Origin of the sequence: Blastopirellula marina (genome assembly GCF_002967715.1) — a bacterium.
Lineage (GTDB): Bacteria > Planctomycetota > Planctomycetia > Pirellulales > Pirellulaceae > Bremerella > Bremerella marina_B.
In genome coordinates this window covers 259,529-277,720 of record NZ_PUIA01000016.1, presented here as the reverse complement: position 1 = coordinate 277,720, position 18,192 = coordinate 259,529, and the positions used below count along the sequence as shown (strand labels likewise).

The 18,192-nt window shown below is 51.9% G+C and carries 7 protein-coding genes; 6 read left to right on the top strand and 1 reads right to left on the bottom strand.

The features are described 5' to 3' along the window. Positions 1-11: 11 nt before the first annotated feature. Positions 12-3,713, bottom strand: a complete 3,702-nt coding sequence (locus C5Y96_RS03010) for a DEAD/DEAH box helicase family protein (RefSeq protein WP_105350056.1) — start codon at positions 3,711-3,713, stop codon at positions 12-14. 169 nt (positions 3,714-3,882) lie between these two features. Between C5Y96_RS03010 and C5Y96_RS03005 the strand changes: the two genes are divergently transcribed. The 6 genes from C5Y96_RS03005 (at position 3,883) to C5Y96_RS02980 (ending at position 18,051) form a co-directional block, all read left to right on the top strand. After that, positions 3,883-5,118: a tyrosine-type recombinase/integrase gene (locus C5Y96_RS03005; protein ID WP_105350055.1), complete on the top strand. Its 1,236-nt coding sequence runs from the start codon at positions 3,883-3,885 to the stop codon at positions 5,116-5,118. A gap of 403 nt (positions 5,119-5,521) precedes the next feature. Further along, complete coding sequence (locus C5Y96_RS03000) at positions 5,522-7,345, top strand: hypothetical protein (RefSeq protein WP_146115497.1); 1,824 nt, start codon at positions 5,522-5,524, stop codon at positions 7,343-7,345. 20 nt (positions 7,346-7,365) lie between these two features. After that, the gene (locus tag C5Y96_RS02995; protein ID WP_146115496.1) at positions 7,366-9,516 is read left to right on the top strand and encodes a coiled-coil domain-containing protein; all 2,151 of its coding nucleotides are present in this window, start codon (positions 7,366-7,368) and stop codon (positions 9,514-9,516) included. Beyond that, entirely contained in the window at positions 9,513-10,460 is a 948-nt protein-coding gene (locus tag C5Y96_RS27000; RefSeq protein ID WP_146115495.1) for a hypothetical protein, read from the top strand. Before C5Y96_RS02995 ends, C5Y96_RS27000 begins: the two co-directional genes overlap by 4 nt. Beyond that, positions 10,453-16,341 (top strand): DEAD/DEAH box helicase, encoded by a 5,889-nt coding sequence (locus C5Y96_RS02985; protein ID WP_105350051.1) that lies wholly within the window; start codon positions 10,453-10,455, stop codon positions 16,339-16,341. The genes C5Y96_RS27000 and C5Y96_RS02985 overlap by 8 nt, the downstream gene beginning before the upstream one ends. 30 nt (positions 16,342-16,371) lie before the next feature. Beyond that, complete coding sequence (locus C5Y96_RS02980; RefSeq protein WP_158261066.1) at positions 16,372-18,051, top strand: nuclease-related domain-containing DEAD/DEAH box helicase; 1,680 nt, start codon at positions 16,372-16,374, stop codon at positions 18,049-18,051. Positions 18,052-18,192 lie beyond the last annotated feature (141 nt).

Genomic DNA, 18,192 nt, shown 5'->3' with positions numbered 1-18,192 from the left:
AGCCTGGTGCCTCAGTTTCCAATTACACCAACAAACTCTCCCACAACCCTGATCGAGTCCGCTACATCCTCAGTAATAGGAATCGGTTGGTAGCTTAGATCTGGATTCAGTGGTTGAAGCTCGATCGTCTGATGCGTCCAACCATCCGCATCGGTCTGCTTCGTGGAATGGTATCGCTTGACGGTGTAGCGGCCTCCGTCCTCCGGATCGAGATGCGTGTTCACCTGAACGAGAAGGAGCCTTCCTTCTCTGCTGCCTGCTGGACATGGTCGAAACAGACACCACGATCCTGATGGAATAGTCGGCTCCATGGAATGACCTGTAACCTGTGCGGCGAACATTCCTTCTCTCAGGCGTTGGTTCGGTACAGGGACCCAGCCAATGGCTTCAGGACTTCCCTCGATACCCCAGTTGCCGGCCGCGATAAACAGGTCGTAAACGGGAGCATGCGTGGTGAATTGTTCTTCGACGGGGATGTCATCGAGGATTTCGATCGTGGAAACATCCTCAAGTAGATCGGGAACTTCTGCCGGGTGAACTTCGGGCATGCCCTCGGGCTTGGCTTGCCAACCTTCACCGCGGTTTTCAAACTCAACCGTGAAATTGGTACCAGGTAGACCGGCGTTTGGCCCGAACCATTCTTGAAGAAGTGAGCCAAGCTGATTCTTGGTTTCGCCCAAAGGCTTGGCCACGTTACATGCCACCTTAACGAATTTGAACTCCCAAACCGCGCCATCGGGAAGTTGGACCTGGGTCACTCCCACTGGGCGATTCGGCTCCTTCGACTTATCAGGCACGAACAGAATGGGACGCCCGCCAGCATGGGAGACCTTCGCGGTGAATGCTACTTCACCAGGCTCGGTAGCTACCAAACGCCGGCTTTTGGCATAGGCTGCCAGTCTCCATTCAACGATCTCTTCCGTCATTGCTTCAAATGCCGACTTCATGTGCTCGGGAACGTCGAATGCCAGCCGGAAGTGCTCACCTTCCTGGAGAAACCAGGTCTTGTCTTTTTGCTTGGCGAGCCAGCGACCGATCGGCCATTGGTTCCACCAGGCAGTCCAAGCTTCATCCTCCGCCGTCTCATGATTAAGAGCGTGCCCGTCTCCTTCAAGATCGCGACGGAGAACTTGGTGATTCATGAGGTATTGCCGGCATTGGCTCGCAAACTCTCCCAGGTCTACGCCTTCAAATAGCTTTCCCTGGTCTAGGAGAACTCGCAAAACAACCATCTTGTAGGATTTATTGAGATTGGTGGTCTCAAGCATTCTTAGCCAGCCAGCAAATTCAGCGGTAGCTTCTTGCTCATCCTTGGACAAATCGCCTTCCGACTCAGCAAATGGGAACCAACTGCCTTCTGCGGCTGATATAGTTCGCGGGAGAAAGCCACGTGAAAACACTTCCAACATGGCCGGCCGTCGCCCCAAGTCGTCGCGGATGCTCCGATATCCTTCGATCGCAGCTGATCTGCCTTTGGGAAGGAACTCCTTAAGCATGTCCTGGGCATCCAATTCGACATCCAGCAAGCATCCCTCGGGTAGATTCGGCGGGTCGCCGCCGAGCCACTGCCTAAGAGTCTGCCATCCTTCCTGAGAACTCCGTAACGAAAGAAGGTGGATGATTCGCTGGGCGAAGACTCGATGGTTCCCGACAAAATCGATCACCAACAGGCGAGACTTGCCCTCACTAGCTCGTAGCCCTCGACCAAGTTGCTGTAGGAAGATGACTTTCGACTCGGTCGGTCGCAACATGACAACGCGATCGACGGCCGGAATATCGAGCCCCTCATTGAACATGTCGACGACGCAGAGAGTCTCCAGCTTGCCGGTCCGCAAGGCCTCCAGAGACTCACCGCAGCTATCACTGCCGGCCCCAGAGAAGACAGCTGCGGACGACATGCCGATTGATCGAAGCCAGTCCCGGGTGAATAGGGCATGTCTTCGAGAACAGCAGAAGACGATCGTTCGCTCACCGGGATGCGAGTTGAGGGCAACCTGAAGGCGATCCATGCGTTCGCTTGTCTCGACGCGTTGTTCTAGTTCGTCGAGGTCAAATCGACCATTTCGCCACGGAATTTGCTGGAAGTCGACAGTGTCCTTGATCCCGATGTAATGGAACGGCACCAGCGACTCCTCGGCAATACCGTCGCCAATGGTCGCATGATAGGCCAGATTGTCGTCGAAGATGGCGGCCACGTCGAAACCATCCGTCCGTTCTGGCGTAGCAGTCAGCCCCAGAATAAAGCCCGCCTGGACCTTGGCGAGAACTCGCCGGTAAGTGGGAGCATGAGCATGGTGGACCTCATCGACAATTACGTAGTCGAACTCTTGCTGGGCGATTTGCTCCAACCCCTCAGGACGTGAGAGCTTCTGAATCGAGGCAATGACCGTATCGCCGTCCAAGTTACTTCGATCGCCTACATACCAAGCCGTCGTCCCTGCGGCGTTAGCTGCGTCTAGAACCAGCGAAATGGCAGCTTCGATTTGAGCCAGGATCTGGGCGCGGTGAGCAATCACGAGGACTCGCGGCCGGCGTTCCAGGCCCGCTCCGACTTGCCTCACATCAAAGGCTGCCAGCCATGTCTTGCCCATTCCTGTGGCTACTGCGACTAAGCCCCGCTGATAACCTGAGGAACGAAGGTTATCGAGAGCCTGAAGGGCTTCTGCCTGCCAAGGACGTGGAACCAGCGGCACTTCGCGAAGGTCCGTTGCCTCAGGCTCAAAATGCTTCGCCCGGTATTTGGCGGCAAGCTGCGAGTAGTCTTCAACCAGTCCTGGCGTTAAAGGAGAAGCGAGTTCCCACAACGAATCGAACTCGGTGGTCGCCTGAGAATGGGCTTCAGGCTCCTCCTCTTGAGTCGAAAGCAGGTTCCACTCGACACCTGTCTTTAATGCGGGCCTTGAGAGATTACTACTCCCAATCGAGATAAAGCCATGGTGATCGTCGGCAATTCGCCACGCCTTCGGGTGAAACGATGCCGGCTTCGATGGCAGCTTAGCGATCTCCACCAACTTGACGAATAGCCGCTCCGCTTGAAACTCCTCAACGGCCAGGTCACACCACCCCAGCAGACGCCGCAGCGCCTGAGCATCGGAGATGTAGAGATAGTCACTCACCAGAATGCGGACGCGTGCTTCATTCCGTATGGCATCAAAGATCCGCTCCTCGATGACATCCAAGCCTGATAACTGGACAAACGAGGCCAGGATATCTACAGAACGAGCACCGGCGATTCTCCAGGAGAGATGTTCCCACAACGGCGAGTCCGGGTATCCCGAGCTAAGCTGTAAGCCGATCTGCTTGGAGCCAGATAAGCCCTGCTTCGGCGACTCCAGCAAATAGTTACCTTTGCTGGGAATCACATGGCGAACGCCACCACGGGGGTCGGACATATCGCCCAGGTAACGCGGAATCACATGAATGTGCACATGAGGTACTGTCTGCCCAGCTGCTTTTCCCGCATTGAAACCCACGTTATAGCCATCGGGCTGCGGTTCGAGTGTTTCATCGAGCCTTGCCTTCACCTCTTTGACCAGGCCCATCAGGCCAACTTGTTCGGCCGACGTGGCATCGAACCAAGTAGGCACCAGACGCCGAGTGATCACCAAAGCGTGCCCAGGGCTGACGGGAAAGCCGTCAAAGATTGCGAAGGCAACCTCGTTGGATGCAATCCACTCGCTGGAAGGAATCGAAAGAAATACCGATGGCGGCATACACCGGCCCCCAAATCATCTGTAGTTGGCTCAAAGCTGGACAATGGTTGCCCTATGATCCAATCCAAGCCGCACAGATGCAAGTCGGCGTCACTGCCCCAACACTAGGACGAGGCATACTATTCCAGTGGAACAACTCATCCCGTGTTATTTCAAAGGGGCACCTGAAATGACCGAAAAGCATGTCGAAAAGAAGCGTATCCTCGTCGGAGACCGTGTGACTCTCGTCCAGCGTGGCAAGAAGAGAATCTGGCAGATGGATTTCTATTATAATGGGCATCGGATACTGACAACCAAAACCCGGAACCTGAAAATCGCCCGTAAGAAAGCTCTCGTTGTGGAGGCACAACTCATCCAAGGCACGTTCGGTTCCAATATCCAGGAAAACAGAATCGTCAGAACTGATCTTGCGGACGCTATCAAGCAGTTCATGGAATATCGAGTAACCGAAGGCAATCGCCCGGGAACCATTGCCCGCTACTCTTCAATCCTTGATCGATTCAGTGATTTCGCTTCCAAGGCGAGAGTGCAGCGTGTCGACCAAGTTACGGTTCCGCTCTTCGATCGCTATCGCAGCATGCGAAAACCGGTCATCAGTGGGCATTCCCTTTGGCAAGAGTCGCGACTGTTGAAGGACTTTCTCCACTGGTGTTTTACGCGTGGCTACATCGAGACCAGCCTTCTAGCCAACGAGAAGTTCCACGTGCCTAACGTGAAAAAGAAGTCGGTGCTCGCGTTAGAACAAGTGAATCTGATCCTTGGGTCAGCTACACCAAGCCGCCAAACGATGTTTAGTGTGCTGGCCCTCATAGGCATACGCAGCGGCGAACTGCGAAACCTGCTGACTGAAGACGTGGATCTCGAAAACGGCTGGATCTACATTGTGTCTCGAAAAGGACGAGAAACCAAAACCGGCCAAGATTGGAAGGTTCCCATCCACCCACGACTTCGCGACGTCTTACTAAGGTACCAACCCAATAAGACAGGCTGGTACTTCACGGCGATGGCCAGCGAAAAGTACCCTGATGGAAATCATCACATTGATCCCGATGATCTAAACGACGACTTTAAGGCAACACTCCGAAGGGTTGGAATACCTGATGGCCAGAAAAGCGGAGGTTTCACGCTTCACTCTCTGAGGCATTTCTTCAAGAGCCACGCGATTGCCCAAGGTGTTCCCCGTGAATATGTCGATGATTGGCAGGGACATACTCCCAATTACAAGGTCGCCTCGGATGCTTACGTTCATGTCCAGGATGATGACAGTCAACGCTGGATTCGGAGAATTGACTTTTCAGAAATTGAAGACGTCCCAACTGCACGTAACAACAGAGCAAATCAGATTCCCTCGAACAAAAACGGGCTGAATGCTAAACGCACAATGACTCACGGTGATAGCTCTTAAACAGGCGTTCGGAGAAATAAGTCGTGCGTTACGAGTCTGCCAGGCAGTTGCTACCTCCCAGTTGCTTATAGTGTTGTCGTCGAAACTACCTCTGCGTAATCACCACAACCGTAATCATTAAAAAAGCCATACATATTTCGAAGCAGGCGGGGGCATGGAAACATACATCAAGGCTAATTTTTGTTTGTGCTAGGGCACACTCTGCAATACCATAGAGGGGGGATAAACCCATCGGTGTTCACGGATGATCTAACTACGATTTGACGCCTCAGCCAGCTGGCCAGTTTGAATGATGTTTGCGCGGATCACCCCAAAGAACTTTGATGTATTGTTGTCTCGCCAGAAACTCAAGTACCAGCGATTAAATGCCATTCGTCGTCCCGAATGACCCGGGGGCGGACTAGTGGACACAAACGCTTGGGTAGAAGCATTGGATAAGTTCTGGGGAAACCAGGCTCCGGGTTCATTTGCGCTGTTGATGCTTGAGCCATCGCAGCTTCCTCATATTGCCGAACTTGTCGGCTCTGAGTTTGATTCTCCCGAAGAAGCGGAAATAGACTTCCTTAGGGTTGCGAATGGTTATTTGTGTTCGAAGGCCAATCGTCCCTGGTATCCCGAACCATTTTATGCGAACCATCCGCCGCGTTTCTTACTTCAAATTGCCGTACAGGTTTATGCGGCATCAAAAATGGCCGACGATCCGGATGGTGAACATACGTCAGCGGCTTACTATGTTCAGCTTCAAAACCTAGTCGGCGAGTATGGAGCCAGGGAGCGATTCAACTCGAACGATCAAGGGGATTATCACCAGATATTATGGCGAGAACGTTTGGCGGAGTGGGCCAAGGCGAGAGAGCTTCGGCTCGATTTGCCCGAAGACCATAGCGGTGCCGGACGACACGTTCAGCTTCCCAAATCGCAAACAGCATTTCGCGTCGGGGACCTAGCGCGTTTACCGTTGTTCTTCCATAAATATGGATTTGAGCCAATAGGCTCAGAAGTCGAGAAGGCGGACAGTCAAGTCAATCGCATCGGCAATCAACTGTTCCGACAAAGACACGACTCCGTTTGTTTTTCATCCTGGGCACAGAGGGTCCTTGACGATAAGCGGAAATTCCCAATTGCTAAGGCCCAAGTCGAGTATGCCTACAAAGCGTGGGATGGTCGCCTTGCCCTTCGTGATCCTGCCCGCGGATCATACGTTAAGTCCGAAAGAACTCATTGGATATGGCTCGATATGCGTCTGCCCCAAAGACAATTGCGAGCGGTCGGTGGTACTTCAGCGGCGATAGCCAAAGGGATGATACTCGACGACTTTGCTGCTCTGCTCTCGGGGAAAAAAATCAATGACAGATACCGGCTAGAATTTCATGATGGCTTGGCGTTATTTTCCTATGAATCCGAAGACGCCGCATTCAAGCAAGCCGAATACATTGATGCAGGTAACCGCGGAATACTTCTAGCCGGGCCAGAACAGCCGGTGAATTGGCATCATGTTCTGAATTGTGATCGCGTTGCATTCATCGAAGAGCAGTTCTCAAGTGAAGACGAAGCTGAATGGCAGATGCTGAATGGGTTACCCTTGGGATGCCGTGCAGTCGTCTTCCGTGTTTATAACTCATTGCCAGATGCCGAGTTTATTCCGGAAACCTGGCATCCATTCCTTCGCCTTCCTCCGGCAAGACTGTCGTTATCAGGCGGCTTGCGAATCGGACGCAAAGAACATTTCATCGCTGGTGCCGGGCCGCAGCTCATGATCTCTGGCAAGATCATGCCGAGGTTTCTCTTCGTTGATGGACAAAAAGTTAGAATCCACAGTCGAACGGTTCAGCTGGCGCAGTTTTCACTAGCAGGCGATCACGAGATCGTTGCCAGGATCGACGGAAAAACTACCACGAAGCGATTCAGGGTTTCACATCCCAAAAATGTGCTCCCTCGTGATATGCCTCACCAAGGCTGGCAACTCTATGGCGACAAGTGGCCGACATGGGACTCAACACTGAGACGGGAAAGCGAAAAGGAACCATCTGCCGACGAAAGCAAGCCGCGAATTTTTGGCATTCGAGGTGCCGGCTTGGGGATGACTGACCAGAAGAAATCGGAACCTGTAGACAATTGTGCCACGGCTATTCGGCTGTTGGCGGGCATGCCACTACGCGAAAGACCAACCTCTGCTTCAGACCATCCGCTAGTGCGACAACTGTTAATGCAATCAGATGAGCGATGAGGAGTACTTTAGGTTATATCATGACCATGACCGCAGAAGAACTAGTCGACAAACCCGTTGTTTTCGCCTTAGCACAGCAACCTCATGAGCTGAATCCGGACGAACTTATTGCTACGTTATGGCCGCTGATGTGCCTCACCACGGGCCGCCCAGTCAACGCATCGGCATCAACTTTCCCGAGTGCCGGCTTTGCACGCTGGTATCGCGTTCCCCCGGGAGTCTGGGAGCATGGCGACCTTGTCATCGGCCATTTGCGCCGCAATGAAAGAGGATATGGTCTCGAAGACAAAGAGTGGTATCAAGTCTTTGGCGATGCGGGATATCACGCGGGCGGTCAGGTGTGTGAGCTATTCGACTTAGCCGAGCCTCTCGCCAAACTAGGCGACCTTTTAAGGAGGCCGCTACCAAAGACACGCATTCCTCGCGGTGATGTCTATTTTCGGTGCCGCGATGCCGTCGCTGGCCCATTTCGGGTCGCTAACGGTGATGGTAGTCGATCTGGTAATTTCTACTTCACCCCTGACAGGAAGGCCGAATGCGACGTCGATGTCTTTGATCGACAAGCGTTCGACAATGCAAATATCTCGATTGTTCGTAGCAGGGCGGTCATTTCTCCGTCTGAGTACATGCCGACCTCTGGTCGGGGCGGCGCGTACGAAACGAACTATCAGATCTTTCGCAAGCAGGATCTCGATCAAGCAACTCTTGAAAAACGTGTCAAGTACTTCCTAACAGATGAACTGTTAGTCACTAAAGCATGCAAGCAGATTAAACATGGTAAGAGCTGGAAAAAATTACGAGATGAATTGAAGCCGCTTGTTGCCCTTTTGGATCAGGACACCCACGGAGTATCTGAAGCGGTCATACAAGGGTTACCTGAATTGATCGGTGAAATAGAGCAGAGGATCACGATGATCGATCCACTGGTCGAGGCGATGATGCAAAGTGCAGCGATCGCAGAAAGGATTCGGCAGGAAGGAAATGCAGCGGTGCAAGCACAAGTCAAGGCGAAAGCTATTGAAATCGAGCAACTTGCAAAAGAAGAGGCCGCTTCCAAGTTGATTGAGTTGGAAGGAATTGAGAAGAAGGTTGAAGCCGTCCGCAAAGAAAAAAGTCAGCTTCTAGAGGAGTTGAAAACACTGGTTAGACAGCGAGAGCAGGACGAGTCACGTGCCGAGGACCTGATTGCTCGAGTAGATGAGCGGTTGCGAAGTGGTCGTAATGAGTTACTCTCTGACTTAGCTTTGATTACGCCACTATTGCAGCAGTTCGCATCAGTACCTTCATCGAGCAATGGGCATGCGACTAAACAAACGCACGATTTGAAAGCAGACGCTCACCCTTGCTCGCAACAGCCCACTTCGACCGACACGCCTTTGGCAAAATCGCCTAAGTTGACGGAGAGTGAATTCGTCGAAAAGCGATTGTGGCCGATACTGAACAATCATGCAGCTAGTGTTGACCTCCGCGAAGCGGGGCTTTTCCACGCTTCGATCGTAGCTGGCCGCCTCATAGGCGTTCCGCATCCAGGCTGGGCCAGTGGCTACGCAGCTGCCATGGGTGAAACGGCACGATGCATTACGGTCGCTGCATCACCACGTTGGATCGATTTCGATTCGATAGCCAACGGGAGTTTGTTGTCGAACTGGCGATCGGCAGTAGCAGATGATCAATGCCTCCAACTGATCGTAATTGAGGGAATTGATCGTTGCCCAACTCATGCTTGGCTTCGACCTTGGCTGAACATTCTTGCCGGTTGGTCTACGTCCTTACCCGATTCCCAGCAAACGGGTTGGCCCGAACATGTCCGCCTCGTTATCACGGAGGAAAAGTCTACTTCTTGCTTTGACCTGACCGATGAACTACGGCGATGGGTGTTCGCATTCAGTTCGCGTGGGAAGCCACAAATAGTTACGAATGCCATATCGGGGCACCTTCCGTTTCAAGTTTGGGAATTAGCTTCGTCCAGCTATGACAACAATAGCTTGGACACCTACCTGAAAGCGTTACAGTTCCCTATCGGCGACCCCAGCACGCCAATGAAGACGAGTCTAGCATGTCGGCTGCGCGAAGCCTTAATGCGTCTGCACCCGAATGACCCACCAATGGCTTCAGAGCAGGTAATCATTCAACGTCTGTTCAACTGCTGGCTTGCGGAGGAAAAAGCGTGAGCGGACGTCCACCCAATCACTGGGACAGCATGCTTGCCTGGCTATCTACCGAATCAAATCACAAATGGAGCAACGTCAAAGCAAGATGCATGCGATTGTCGGCGATATCGCCGCCTCGACGCGAGCTGACGCCGTATGGTCATGCGATGCGTTGGACAGATCCATTGATTCGCCTCGGGCACGCGGAGTATGATCCCAGCCGGCGAACGCTCAACGCTATTTCGCCGGGACTCATCTTCAGTAGTTCGTTGGGCAAAGCAATTTGCTACGGCTACTGGGATCCGATACGAATAAGTGCTCTTCGGCGTTATGAGTTTAGACCTCTTCGCCACGCCCCCAAACTTGGTCCCACTTGCCGAGCATTTCACGGGGAACGCCAGCAACTTCTGACATTCGCAGCGAAGGAGGGTGTTTGGCTTGCCGATGACCCGGGCATTGATGTGCTTAGCCGCATGCCTACGCTGTCACATGCACTACACGACCTAGAGCCTTGTCCTTTTGTTTCCAAAGGATCTTGGGAACGTTATGAGTTTCGATCCGCACTGTATGGTGAGTGGCGCAACTCCCCTCAACTCCCAATTGAACGGGGTTTATATCGGCACCGTGATGGGAAGTTGCAGCAGATCTTTATTGGAGAAGATCTTCGCTCCTATAAAATCGAAACTCGCGATCAGAAAATCGCTGCAAAGTGGTCGTGCTACAAATCGCGTTCGGCTTGGATCTACAACCCGAAAACGTGGCAACTCTTTATTCCCCATGGAACGCCGGAATTGCCCGTTCTCGTCTCGCGAGGTTTAACTACAAAGTCAGCACGAATGGCGACACGTGTTGCGTTTGACAAATCACGATGGTGGCAATATGTCGCTGTCGATCAGTTACAGGCAGAGCACGCTGCTCGTATCATGCAGCAGAAACTTTTGGTAAGGAATACTTTGAATGTCTGATGCGGCCGCGATGAATGATCCCATTGGATTGGCAGATCACTTATCGAATCTATATTTGCAATACATCGACAGTGCGATTCCCCTACGAGACGAGTCACTTCATCGAGAGCGTAACGAATTACTTCGTGCGTCTGGACGGCTCCGACAGGAACCACGAATTGAATTCATTCCCCGTTACCGGGAGACCTCAAACCTGCATGCCATCTGTGATGAGCTGGGCATTGAGCGAGACCTTGCGGATTTAGCCGATTGTGGCCTATTCCCCTCAACACGAAGGCTGTACGAACACCAAAAGCAGTCTTTGGATGTAGTCGCCAATCAACGTCGCAATATGGTGGTCACTACTGGTACAGGTTCAGGCAAAACTGAATGCTTCCTCCTGCCACTTTTCCAGGCCTTGGTCGCTGAATCAAAAAAATGGTCCAGCGCCTCTCGACCACGTGCCTTACGCTCCCTGATCCTCTACCCTCTCAATGCGTTGGCTGAAGATCAAATGGTCCGTTTAAGAACGGCTTTAGATAGCCCTGACCTATTGAACGGCGAGGGAAAAGGAGCGAGATCGTGGTTTGCGAAGAACCGTAAAGATCGTTTCTATTTTGGGCGATACACTGGCCGAACTCCTGTTCCAGGAAGACCAACCTCGACCAAACAGAGAGAACTGGCTTCAGAGGAACGCCGATTACAGCGTCAAGCCACCGAGGTAGCCGAAGATCTGCGACTGCGGTTTCAGTTTCCTAGTCTCGACAAGGAAAGCGGCGAGCAATGGCATCGCTGGTCCATGCAGGATGCTCCTCCAGACATTCTGATCACAAACTATTCGATGCTAAACATCATGCTGATGCGTACCATCGAATCGCCTATCTTTGAGGCAACAAAAACCTGGCTGGCTCAAGATGCCGGCAACACGTTCCACTTCATCGTTGATGAGTTGCATTCGTATCGTGGGACCGGTGGGACTGAGATCGCGTTACTAATTCGCCTCTTGCTCGATCGATTGGGTCTCTCTCCGGATTCACCGCAGGTCAGGTTTATCGCGTCATCCGCTTCGATCACCGAAGACGCCAAAAGCAAAAAGTTTCTTTCGCAGTTTTTCGGCGCTTCCGGCGACAGTTTCACAATTGTGAAGTCGCCAACGCGCAAGACGGACCCGGAGTCCATCCCCACAATCCGAAAATACAGGTCAAGCTTTGCTGAGTTCTCTAGTGAAGGAGGTTTCAAAAGCACAGAGGCGCTCGATAAGTTGTTGAATGCGACCGGCGCGACGGACATCAATACCGATTCTATGTCCGTGAAAGCATACAGTGTTGTTAAGCAGACGATGGCGGACGACGCGGCGCTCGTAGAATACAACCGGCCTGAGACGCTAGGCGAGTTATCTCTACGTGTGTTCGGTTCAAGGAACGACCTCCACGCAGCCAATGGGTTGTTGCAAGTATTAGCACAATCCAGGACAACGACCGACACATTTGCGTCAGCTCCGCTGCCGTTTCGATTGCATTTGATGTATCGAAATGTTGGGGGTCTATGGGCATGTTGTAATCCAGAATGCGATCAGATCGAACATCGTGACGGAATCCATCGTCGCGTCGGAAAGCTATATACTGCCCCACGGCTGGTTTGCGATTGTGGGTCGCGAGTGCTTGATGCATTGCTTTGTTCTCAGTGTGGCGATCTCTACTTTGGAGGATTTCGACAGATTGACGAAAGAGATCCAAACGGCCCTTTCAACTTAGTTCACGACCAACCGGATCTTGAAACTCCATCTGCCTCAGGACGTGACCGCTTCTATCGCCGCTATGTCGTGTTCTGGCCAACTACCGATGAGCCATTGTGCAATCCATCTTGGCAACAAGGTGTTCGTGTGGATGGCAACTCATATTCCGTTAGACGAATGTTTACGCAGGCACACCTCAATCCGGCAACTGGACAAATGACGTTCGGTGCACAGATGAGCGGAGAACCGAATGGTTGGCTGTATCGGATAAATCTCGATGGAGTACCAGACGACGCGACCCAGGTACTAGCAGCAATGCCATCAAAGTGTTGCCGCTGCGATGAAGACTGGACCCGAGTCGGTTCTGGGGGCAGGGTTCAAGAGGCGTCCCACATCGAAGATATTGCTAGTCCGATTATGCGACATCGGACTGGTTTCCAGAAGGTCAATCAAGTACTCGCTGACGGCTTAATGCGAGAATTACAGCCTATGGACGAGTCCGCGCAGAAGCTGGTTGTTTTTACTGATAGCCGACAAGATGCGGCGAAATTGGCTGCTGGTGTTGAACTTGACCACTACCGAGACTTGGTCCGTCAAACACTCTTACAGGGTCGCGGTGATCTTGGTGGCTCGCTTGATGTATTTCTTCGCTGGGCCGACCGACCAGCAGAAATGCCGCCAGACGATCGAGATATATTTAACTCGTTCATTAATGAAAACCAGAATGATGCTAATGCCTATTTTGCAGTTCGTGATGGCTATGCCACCCCTGAACAAACTCAACGAGTCGCAGAGCTTCGCGGTTCTAGAAATGGGCCATTTTCGATCACGGCATTGTCACGACGAGTAGAAAACTCATTACTGCGACTCGGCGTCTGCCCCGCTGGCCCAAGTCGGGAACATTCCGAACTTAGCGGCAAATCTTGGCCTTCTTTGTATCTGTGGAATGACGAAAAGAACATCGTCGCCAAACAGTCCAATGCGTTGGAAACCGCTGAAGAGCGGTGGCTGGAACGAATTCGACAGGCTTGTAAGTCAGGCTGCCTAGGCACACTGTTCTTCCACCGCCGAAAATCGATCGAAGCACTTGCGTTAGGAATGGTCGTTCCCGATCCGAACATATCGCCGATCCGTATAGCTGGCCTAACCCAAGAAGAATCGGCAGCATTACTACTCGTTGCGATTCGTATGCTCGGAGAAAAACTGCGTTTTGATTTCCCTGTATTTCAATACGCCTATGATATGCACGAACTTCCCGCACCAATTCGACGTTACATCGAGCATGCCGGACATCAAGGTGATGTCGCTCAAATCTCGTCGGATCTAATGTCAGGGATGATCGAGAAGGGGCTGCTTACTCCCACGGTCAAATTGCTTGACCAACGGCTTTGCTTGTCGCTGATGACAACCGATGCACCGGTGTGGCGATGTACGCAGTGTGGCCTGAAACATCTTCATCGAGGTCTTGGGATTTGCATTAGTTGCTACCAAGATTTGCCGACGTCGCCCAACAAAACACAGGCAGACAGTGAACAGGACTATTATGCCTATTTAGCCTCGTCAGATGCTTCTGCGTTCCGTTTACACTGTGAAGAATTGACCGGGCAAACAGAAAAAGACAAAGCCGGAGATCGCCAACGCCACTTTCAGAGCCTATGCCTGGATGGTGAAAATGCCCGTGTTGATACGATCGACTTGCTGAGCGTAACGACAACGATGGAGGCAGGCGTTGATATTGGCTCTTTGCTGGCGGTAATGCTGGGCAACGTTCCCCCCAGACGTTTCAACTATCAACAGCGAGTCGGCCGTGCCGGTCGACGAGGTGCCGGCTATTCAATTGCTTTGACGGTTGGACGTGGACGCAGCCACGACGATACCTATTTCACAAATCCCCTGCCGATGATCGCGGGCGATGCACCATCTCCGTACTTGGATATGGATCGCCCCCGCATTGTCCGGCGAATGCTTCATAAGGAAGTCCTGCGTCAAGCGTTTGAAACAGTCAACTTATCAGAAGCGGGCGTCAGCGCCGCAGAACAAGGCCCACAGATCCACGGGGAGTTTGGCAAAGCGGAACAGTGGTCCGATGTCGCCAAATCGGTACAAATCTGGATCACCGATAACATAGATCGTGTTGAGCGGATTTCTGATTTGCTACTAAACGGTACAAACCTCAGTGCACATCGAGGCGAGTTGATCGAATACGTTCGCGATAGCTTGGTCGATAAAATAACCGAATGTGCTCTGGACAATGAAAGCTTCAATCAAGATAGCTTGAGCGAGCGACTTGCATTTGCAGGTGTCTTGCCCATGTTTGGTTTTCCAACACGCGTTCGCAATCTCTACGCAAGGGAACCTCGCCGATTTCCTCCTAAGGGCGTCGTTGACCGCCCACTCGACATTGCTGTCAGCCAATTCGCGCCGGGTAGCCAAACCGTGCGAGATAAGCAAGTGCTGAAAAGCGTAGGCATTGTTGACTATGAACCGGATACACCACGTCCTCCACGAAGTGTCGATGGTCGCGGTTGGCAATCACGCTGTGGCGTATGCCGGCAATGTCAAGCTCTTGTGCGAAATCCTCAAGACTCACAGTGTTGTCCCGTTTGTGCGTCAACGTCGCGGTACAAGGTAGTCAACGCATGGGAACCCCGTGGATTCACGGTAGAGCCGGGAGTTCCCTTGCCCGACTTCGATGGGAAGTTTGAATGGCAGCCACGATCGACAATAGCTCGAATGGATTGCCAGCTTGCACAAGGGTTCACTACCCTACCCGGCACGTGTCTTCAAATTGCTTCCGATGCAGACCTCTCTGTATTAACTGTAAACGACAACAACGGTCGGCTGTTTGACTTTCGGCGCATCAATAATCATCGGGCTTGGGTGGTTGAGGAACATCTACGAACCGGATTTGGCTGGCGGAATCAACTGATTGCTGGGAGATCTACACAAGCCGCGTTAGTTGCTCGAAAGCAAACTGATGTACTTTTGCTTCGAATCGCCGTCGATTCACCTGAGATACAGCTTGACCCGCTGGATATTCGTAGCGGCTCAGCAGTCCGTGCAGCATTTCTCTCATTGGCGAATCTAATTCGTCGACAAGCTTGCTTGTCACTTGATATTGAATCGGACGAGTTGAATGTTGGGGTTCGATTGGTGGCAGGTGAAGATCAACGATACTTCGAAATCTACCTTACTGACACGCTCGAGAACGGAGCAGGTTATTGTGCCCACCTTGGCGATCCAGATAACTTCCAGGAACTCATTCTCAATCCGCTACTGCCAGGTGGTGATGCCTATCAACGTTTACGGGATCATGGAGATGAATGCGACAGCTCTTGCTACGATTGTCTTCGCGACTACGGAAATGCGGGCGAGCACGCACTCCTGGATTGGCGTCTCGGCCTTGATTTAGCTCGTCTAAGTTGCGTAGCCGATCCTCAACCACCTACATTAGATGACTATTGGCTGCCCGTTGTGCGAGCTGCATCGCAGGGCTTAGAAAAGGCTTTACCCGGGTCATCGATTCAATCAGTTGGAGGACTTTCTTGCATAGTTCGCAACGGTTTCGTTCAGTGCGTCCTAACCCATCCACTATGGCCGGTATATCACGAATCAGTTTGGCGTGCATCCGATGAACTGGGAATTTCGGTGACTCGTTTACCAACGGCAAATCTATTTGATGCTGTGCGGCGGCTAGGGATGATCGTTAGCGGGATTGAAAGTCGGACTACAACTCAACGAGTAGCCGTAAACCAAACATCACAGCCAGAAAACGAAGATACAAGTCGAAAGGTTCAGGCACTATCGCTTGAAGATCTCCCGGAGAAGCTTCCATCACGAGGTGAATTTGACCTTTTGCTTAGCGACGATCGTATGCAACGGTTAGCATCAGCTGGATCGACCCTAAGATTCCGGAAACTTCCTAAAACAGTAAAGCCCGACGAACTTCGCTCCAAGGTCGTCATCGTCGAGAATCCAGAAGATCACACGGAAGCTTTGATCGGCAAACTGCACTTGCAACCGATGCAAGACTCCGATGGACGACTATTGGAAATCCGAGTCGCACTTCGACCACAGACAAAGTCCGACTTCGAAAGCTATCGCTGGACGATCCCAATTGATCAATGGCCTGATAGCTTTAATGCCATAGCACAACTATCTGACTAACCAACTTGTAACTATTTGATGGCACGCCTCATGGCTCGACTCTTCCCAAATCTGGACCCTGAAACGATCACACTTAAACCCGAGCGTGACGTTGCTCGAGCGCTCGTCCGAGACCTTCCCGACGACTGTCTTATTTACCATAGCTTTTGTTGGCTGCGTCGGGATGAGAACGGCAACCGCGAGACACTTCGTGAAGGTGAAACGGACTTTCTAATTCTCGATCCGAACTTCGGAATCCTGATTCTTGAGGTTAAGGGCGGTGACGTGCGTCACCGCGTGCGAAATGGCCACGACGATTATTATCGAGTGCTACCTGGAGGTGGTGAAAGGGACCCAGGCAATGCGTTCGAGCAGGCGAGGAAGAGCATGCATGCAATTACTGAGATTCTACAAATCAAGGACTTGCCTGATTGGTTCGGTGGCTGTTTTGGATACGCCGTCAGTTTTCCAGATCAAACCAATCGAGGCGCAATCCCAAACGATGGTGATACCAGCATCGTGTTTCTCGCGGAGCACCTCGATGATATGGGCCGGGCGGTGCGTGGTGCATTTAAGCGTTGGAATCGCCGAAAACATCCCTCCCTCAGTTCGGATGCAATGAAGCTATGTCGCGAACGATTGCGCCCCGTATTTGGACTTATTCCGGCAAGATGGCGTGAACTCGAGAAGGACGAAGAGCAACTAGTAACACTGACCACACAACAACAATTGGTACTTGATGGACTAAGCGACAACCGCCGCCTTGCTATCCGAGGAGGCGCAGGCACTGGCAAAACAATGCTAGGCCTTTGGAGAGCGGTAGAATACGCGAAAGAAGGAAATGACACGCTGTTCCTCTGTTTCAACAGGCAACTGAGTCAATGGCTAAATGAACGAATGGATGAAGAACTTGACTTCAAGACTCGGAAGCGTCTACACATCAACACATTCCATGGTCTTTGTCGAAAGTTTTATCGAGAAGCAAAGCTTCCGTTCTCGCCGCCCCAAGATCCAAAGCAGATTTCCGAATTCTGGGCGAATGCCGTTCCGAATAAAATGTTTGATGTTTTACTCGACGAAGTTACCCATCTCCGCTTTGATGCGATTGTTGTTGACGAAGGCCAAGACTTCCGGAGCGATTGGTGGCTAGTAGTTGAAGCACTCAATCGCGAGACAAATGGTCGTTTGGCGATATTCTACGATCCGAATCAGAACATATTTAACGACGACAATACACTTCCACAAACCGACGCTGTATTCCATTTGAAAATCAATTGCCGCAATACGCGAGAGATACACAACTACTCCGTAAAGAAAATGAGTGCTGATGTACAATCGAGTATGAGAGCTCCGGCAGGATCACCGCCAATCGAGATAAAAGTTGGCGACGGCCATCAACAACGAGACCGCTGCGAGGCATTGATCAAGTCATGGAAGTCCGATTATCGCGTTAGCGCAGACCGCCTTGCGATCCTTTCGCATCGAAAGCTAGAACGCTCCTGCTTTCACACCGTCTCGCGAGTCGCTGGAATGCCAATCACAAGCGATCTCAAAGAGTGGAAAGATGGGGGAGGCGTCCTGTTCTCCACATTCGCTGCTTTTAAGGGGCTGGAGGCTGATGCAGTTATACTCCTTACATCTAATTCCTCCCCGCCTTCGCCGGGCGATTTCTATGTTGCTTCGTCTCGCGCAAAGCATCTGCTTGGCATCATTGAAACTGCCGACTGTTAGATGAACCCTCGTCTGCTTTGCGTAACGGATATTGTATTCTGAAACAGCGTAACTTGTTATGGGAGCAAGATTCGCTGCACAGCCCGCAGTTTAATTACGTTTGTCGGCGACCCAACGGCGGCGCTTAATTTATTAACCAGC

Coding starts and splice junctions, on each gene's coding strand:
- C5Y96_RS03005 (WP_105350055.1), top strand. CDS start 3,883: ATGACCGAAAAGCATGTCGAAAAGAAGCGTATCCTCGTCGGAGACCGT.
- C5Y96_RS03010 (WP_105350056.1), bottom strand. CDS start 3,713: ATGCCGCCATCGGTATTTCTTTCGATTCCTTCCAGCGAGTGGATTGCA.
- C5Y96_RS02985 (WP_105350051.1), top strand. CDS start 10,453: ATGTCTGATGCGGCCGCGATGAATGATCCCATTGGATTGGCAGATCAC.
- C5Y96_RS02995 (WP_146115496.1), top strand. CDS start 7,366: ATGACCATGACCGCAGAAGAACTAGTCGACAAACCCGTTGTTTTCGCC.
- C5Y96_RS02980 (WP_158261066.1), top strand. CDS start 16,372: ATGGCTCGACTCTTCCCAAATCTGGACCCTGAAACGATCACACTTAAA.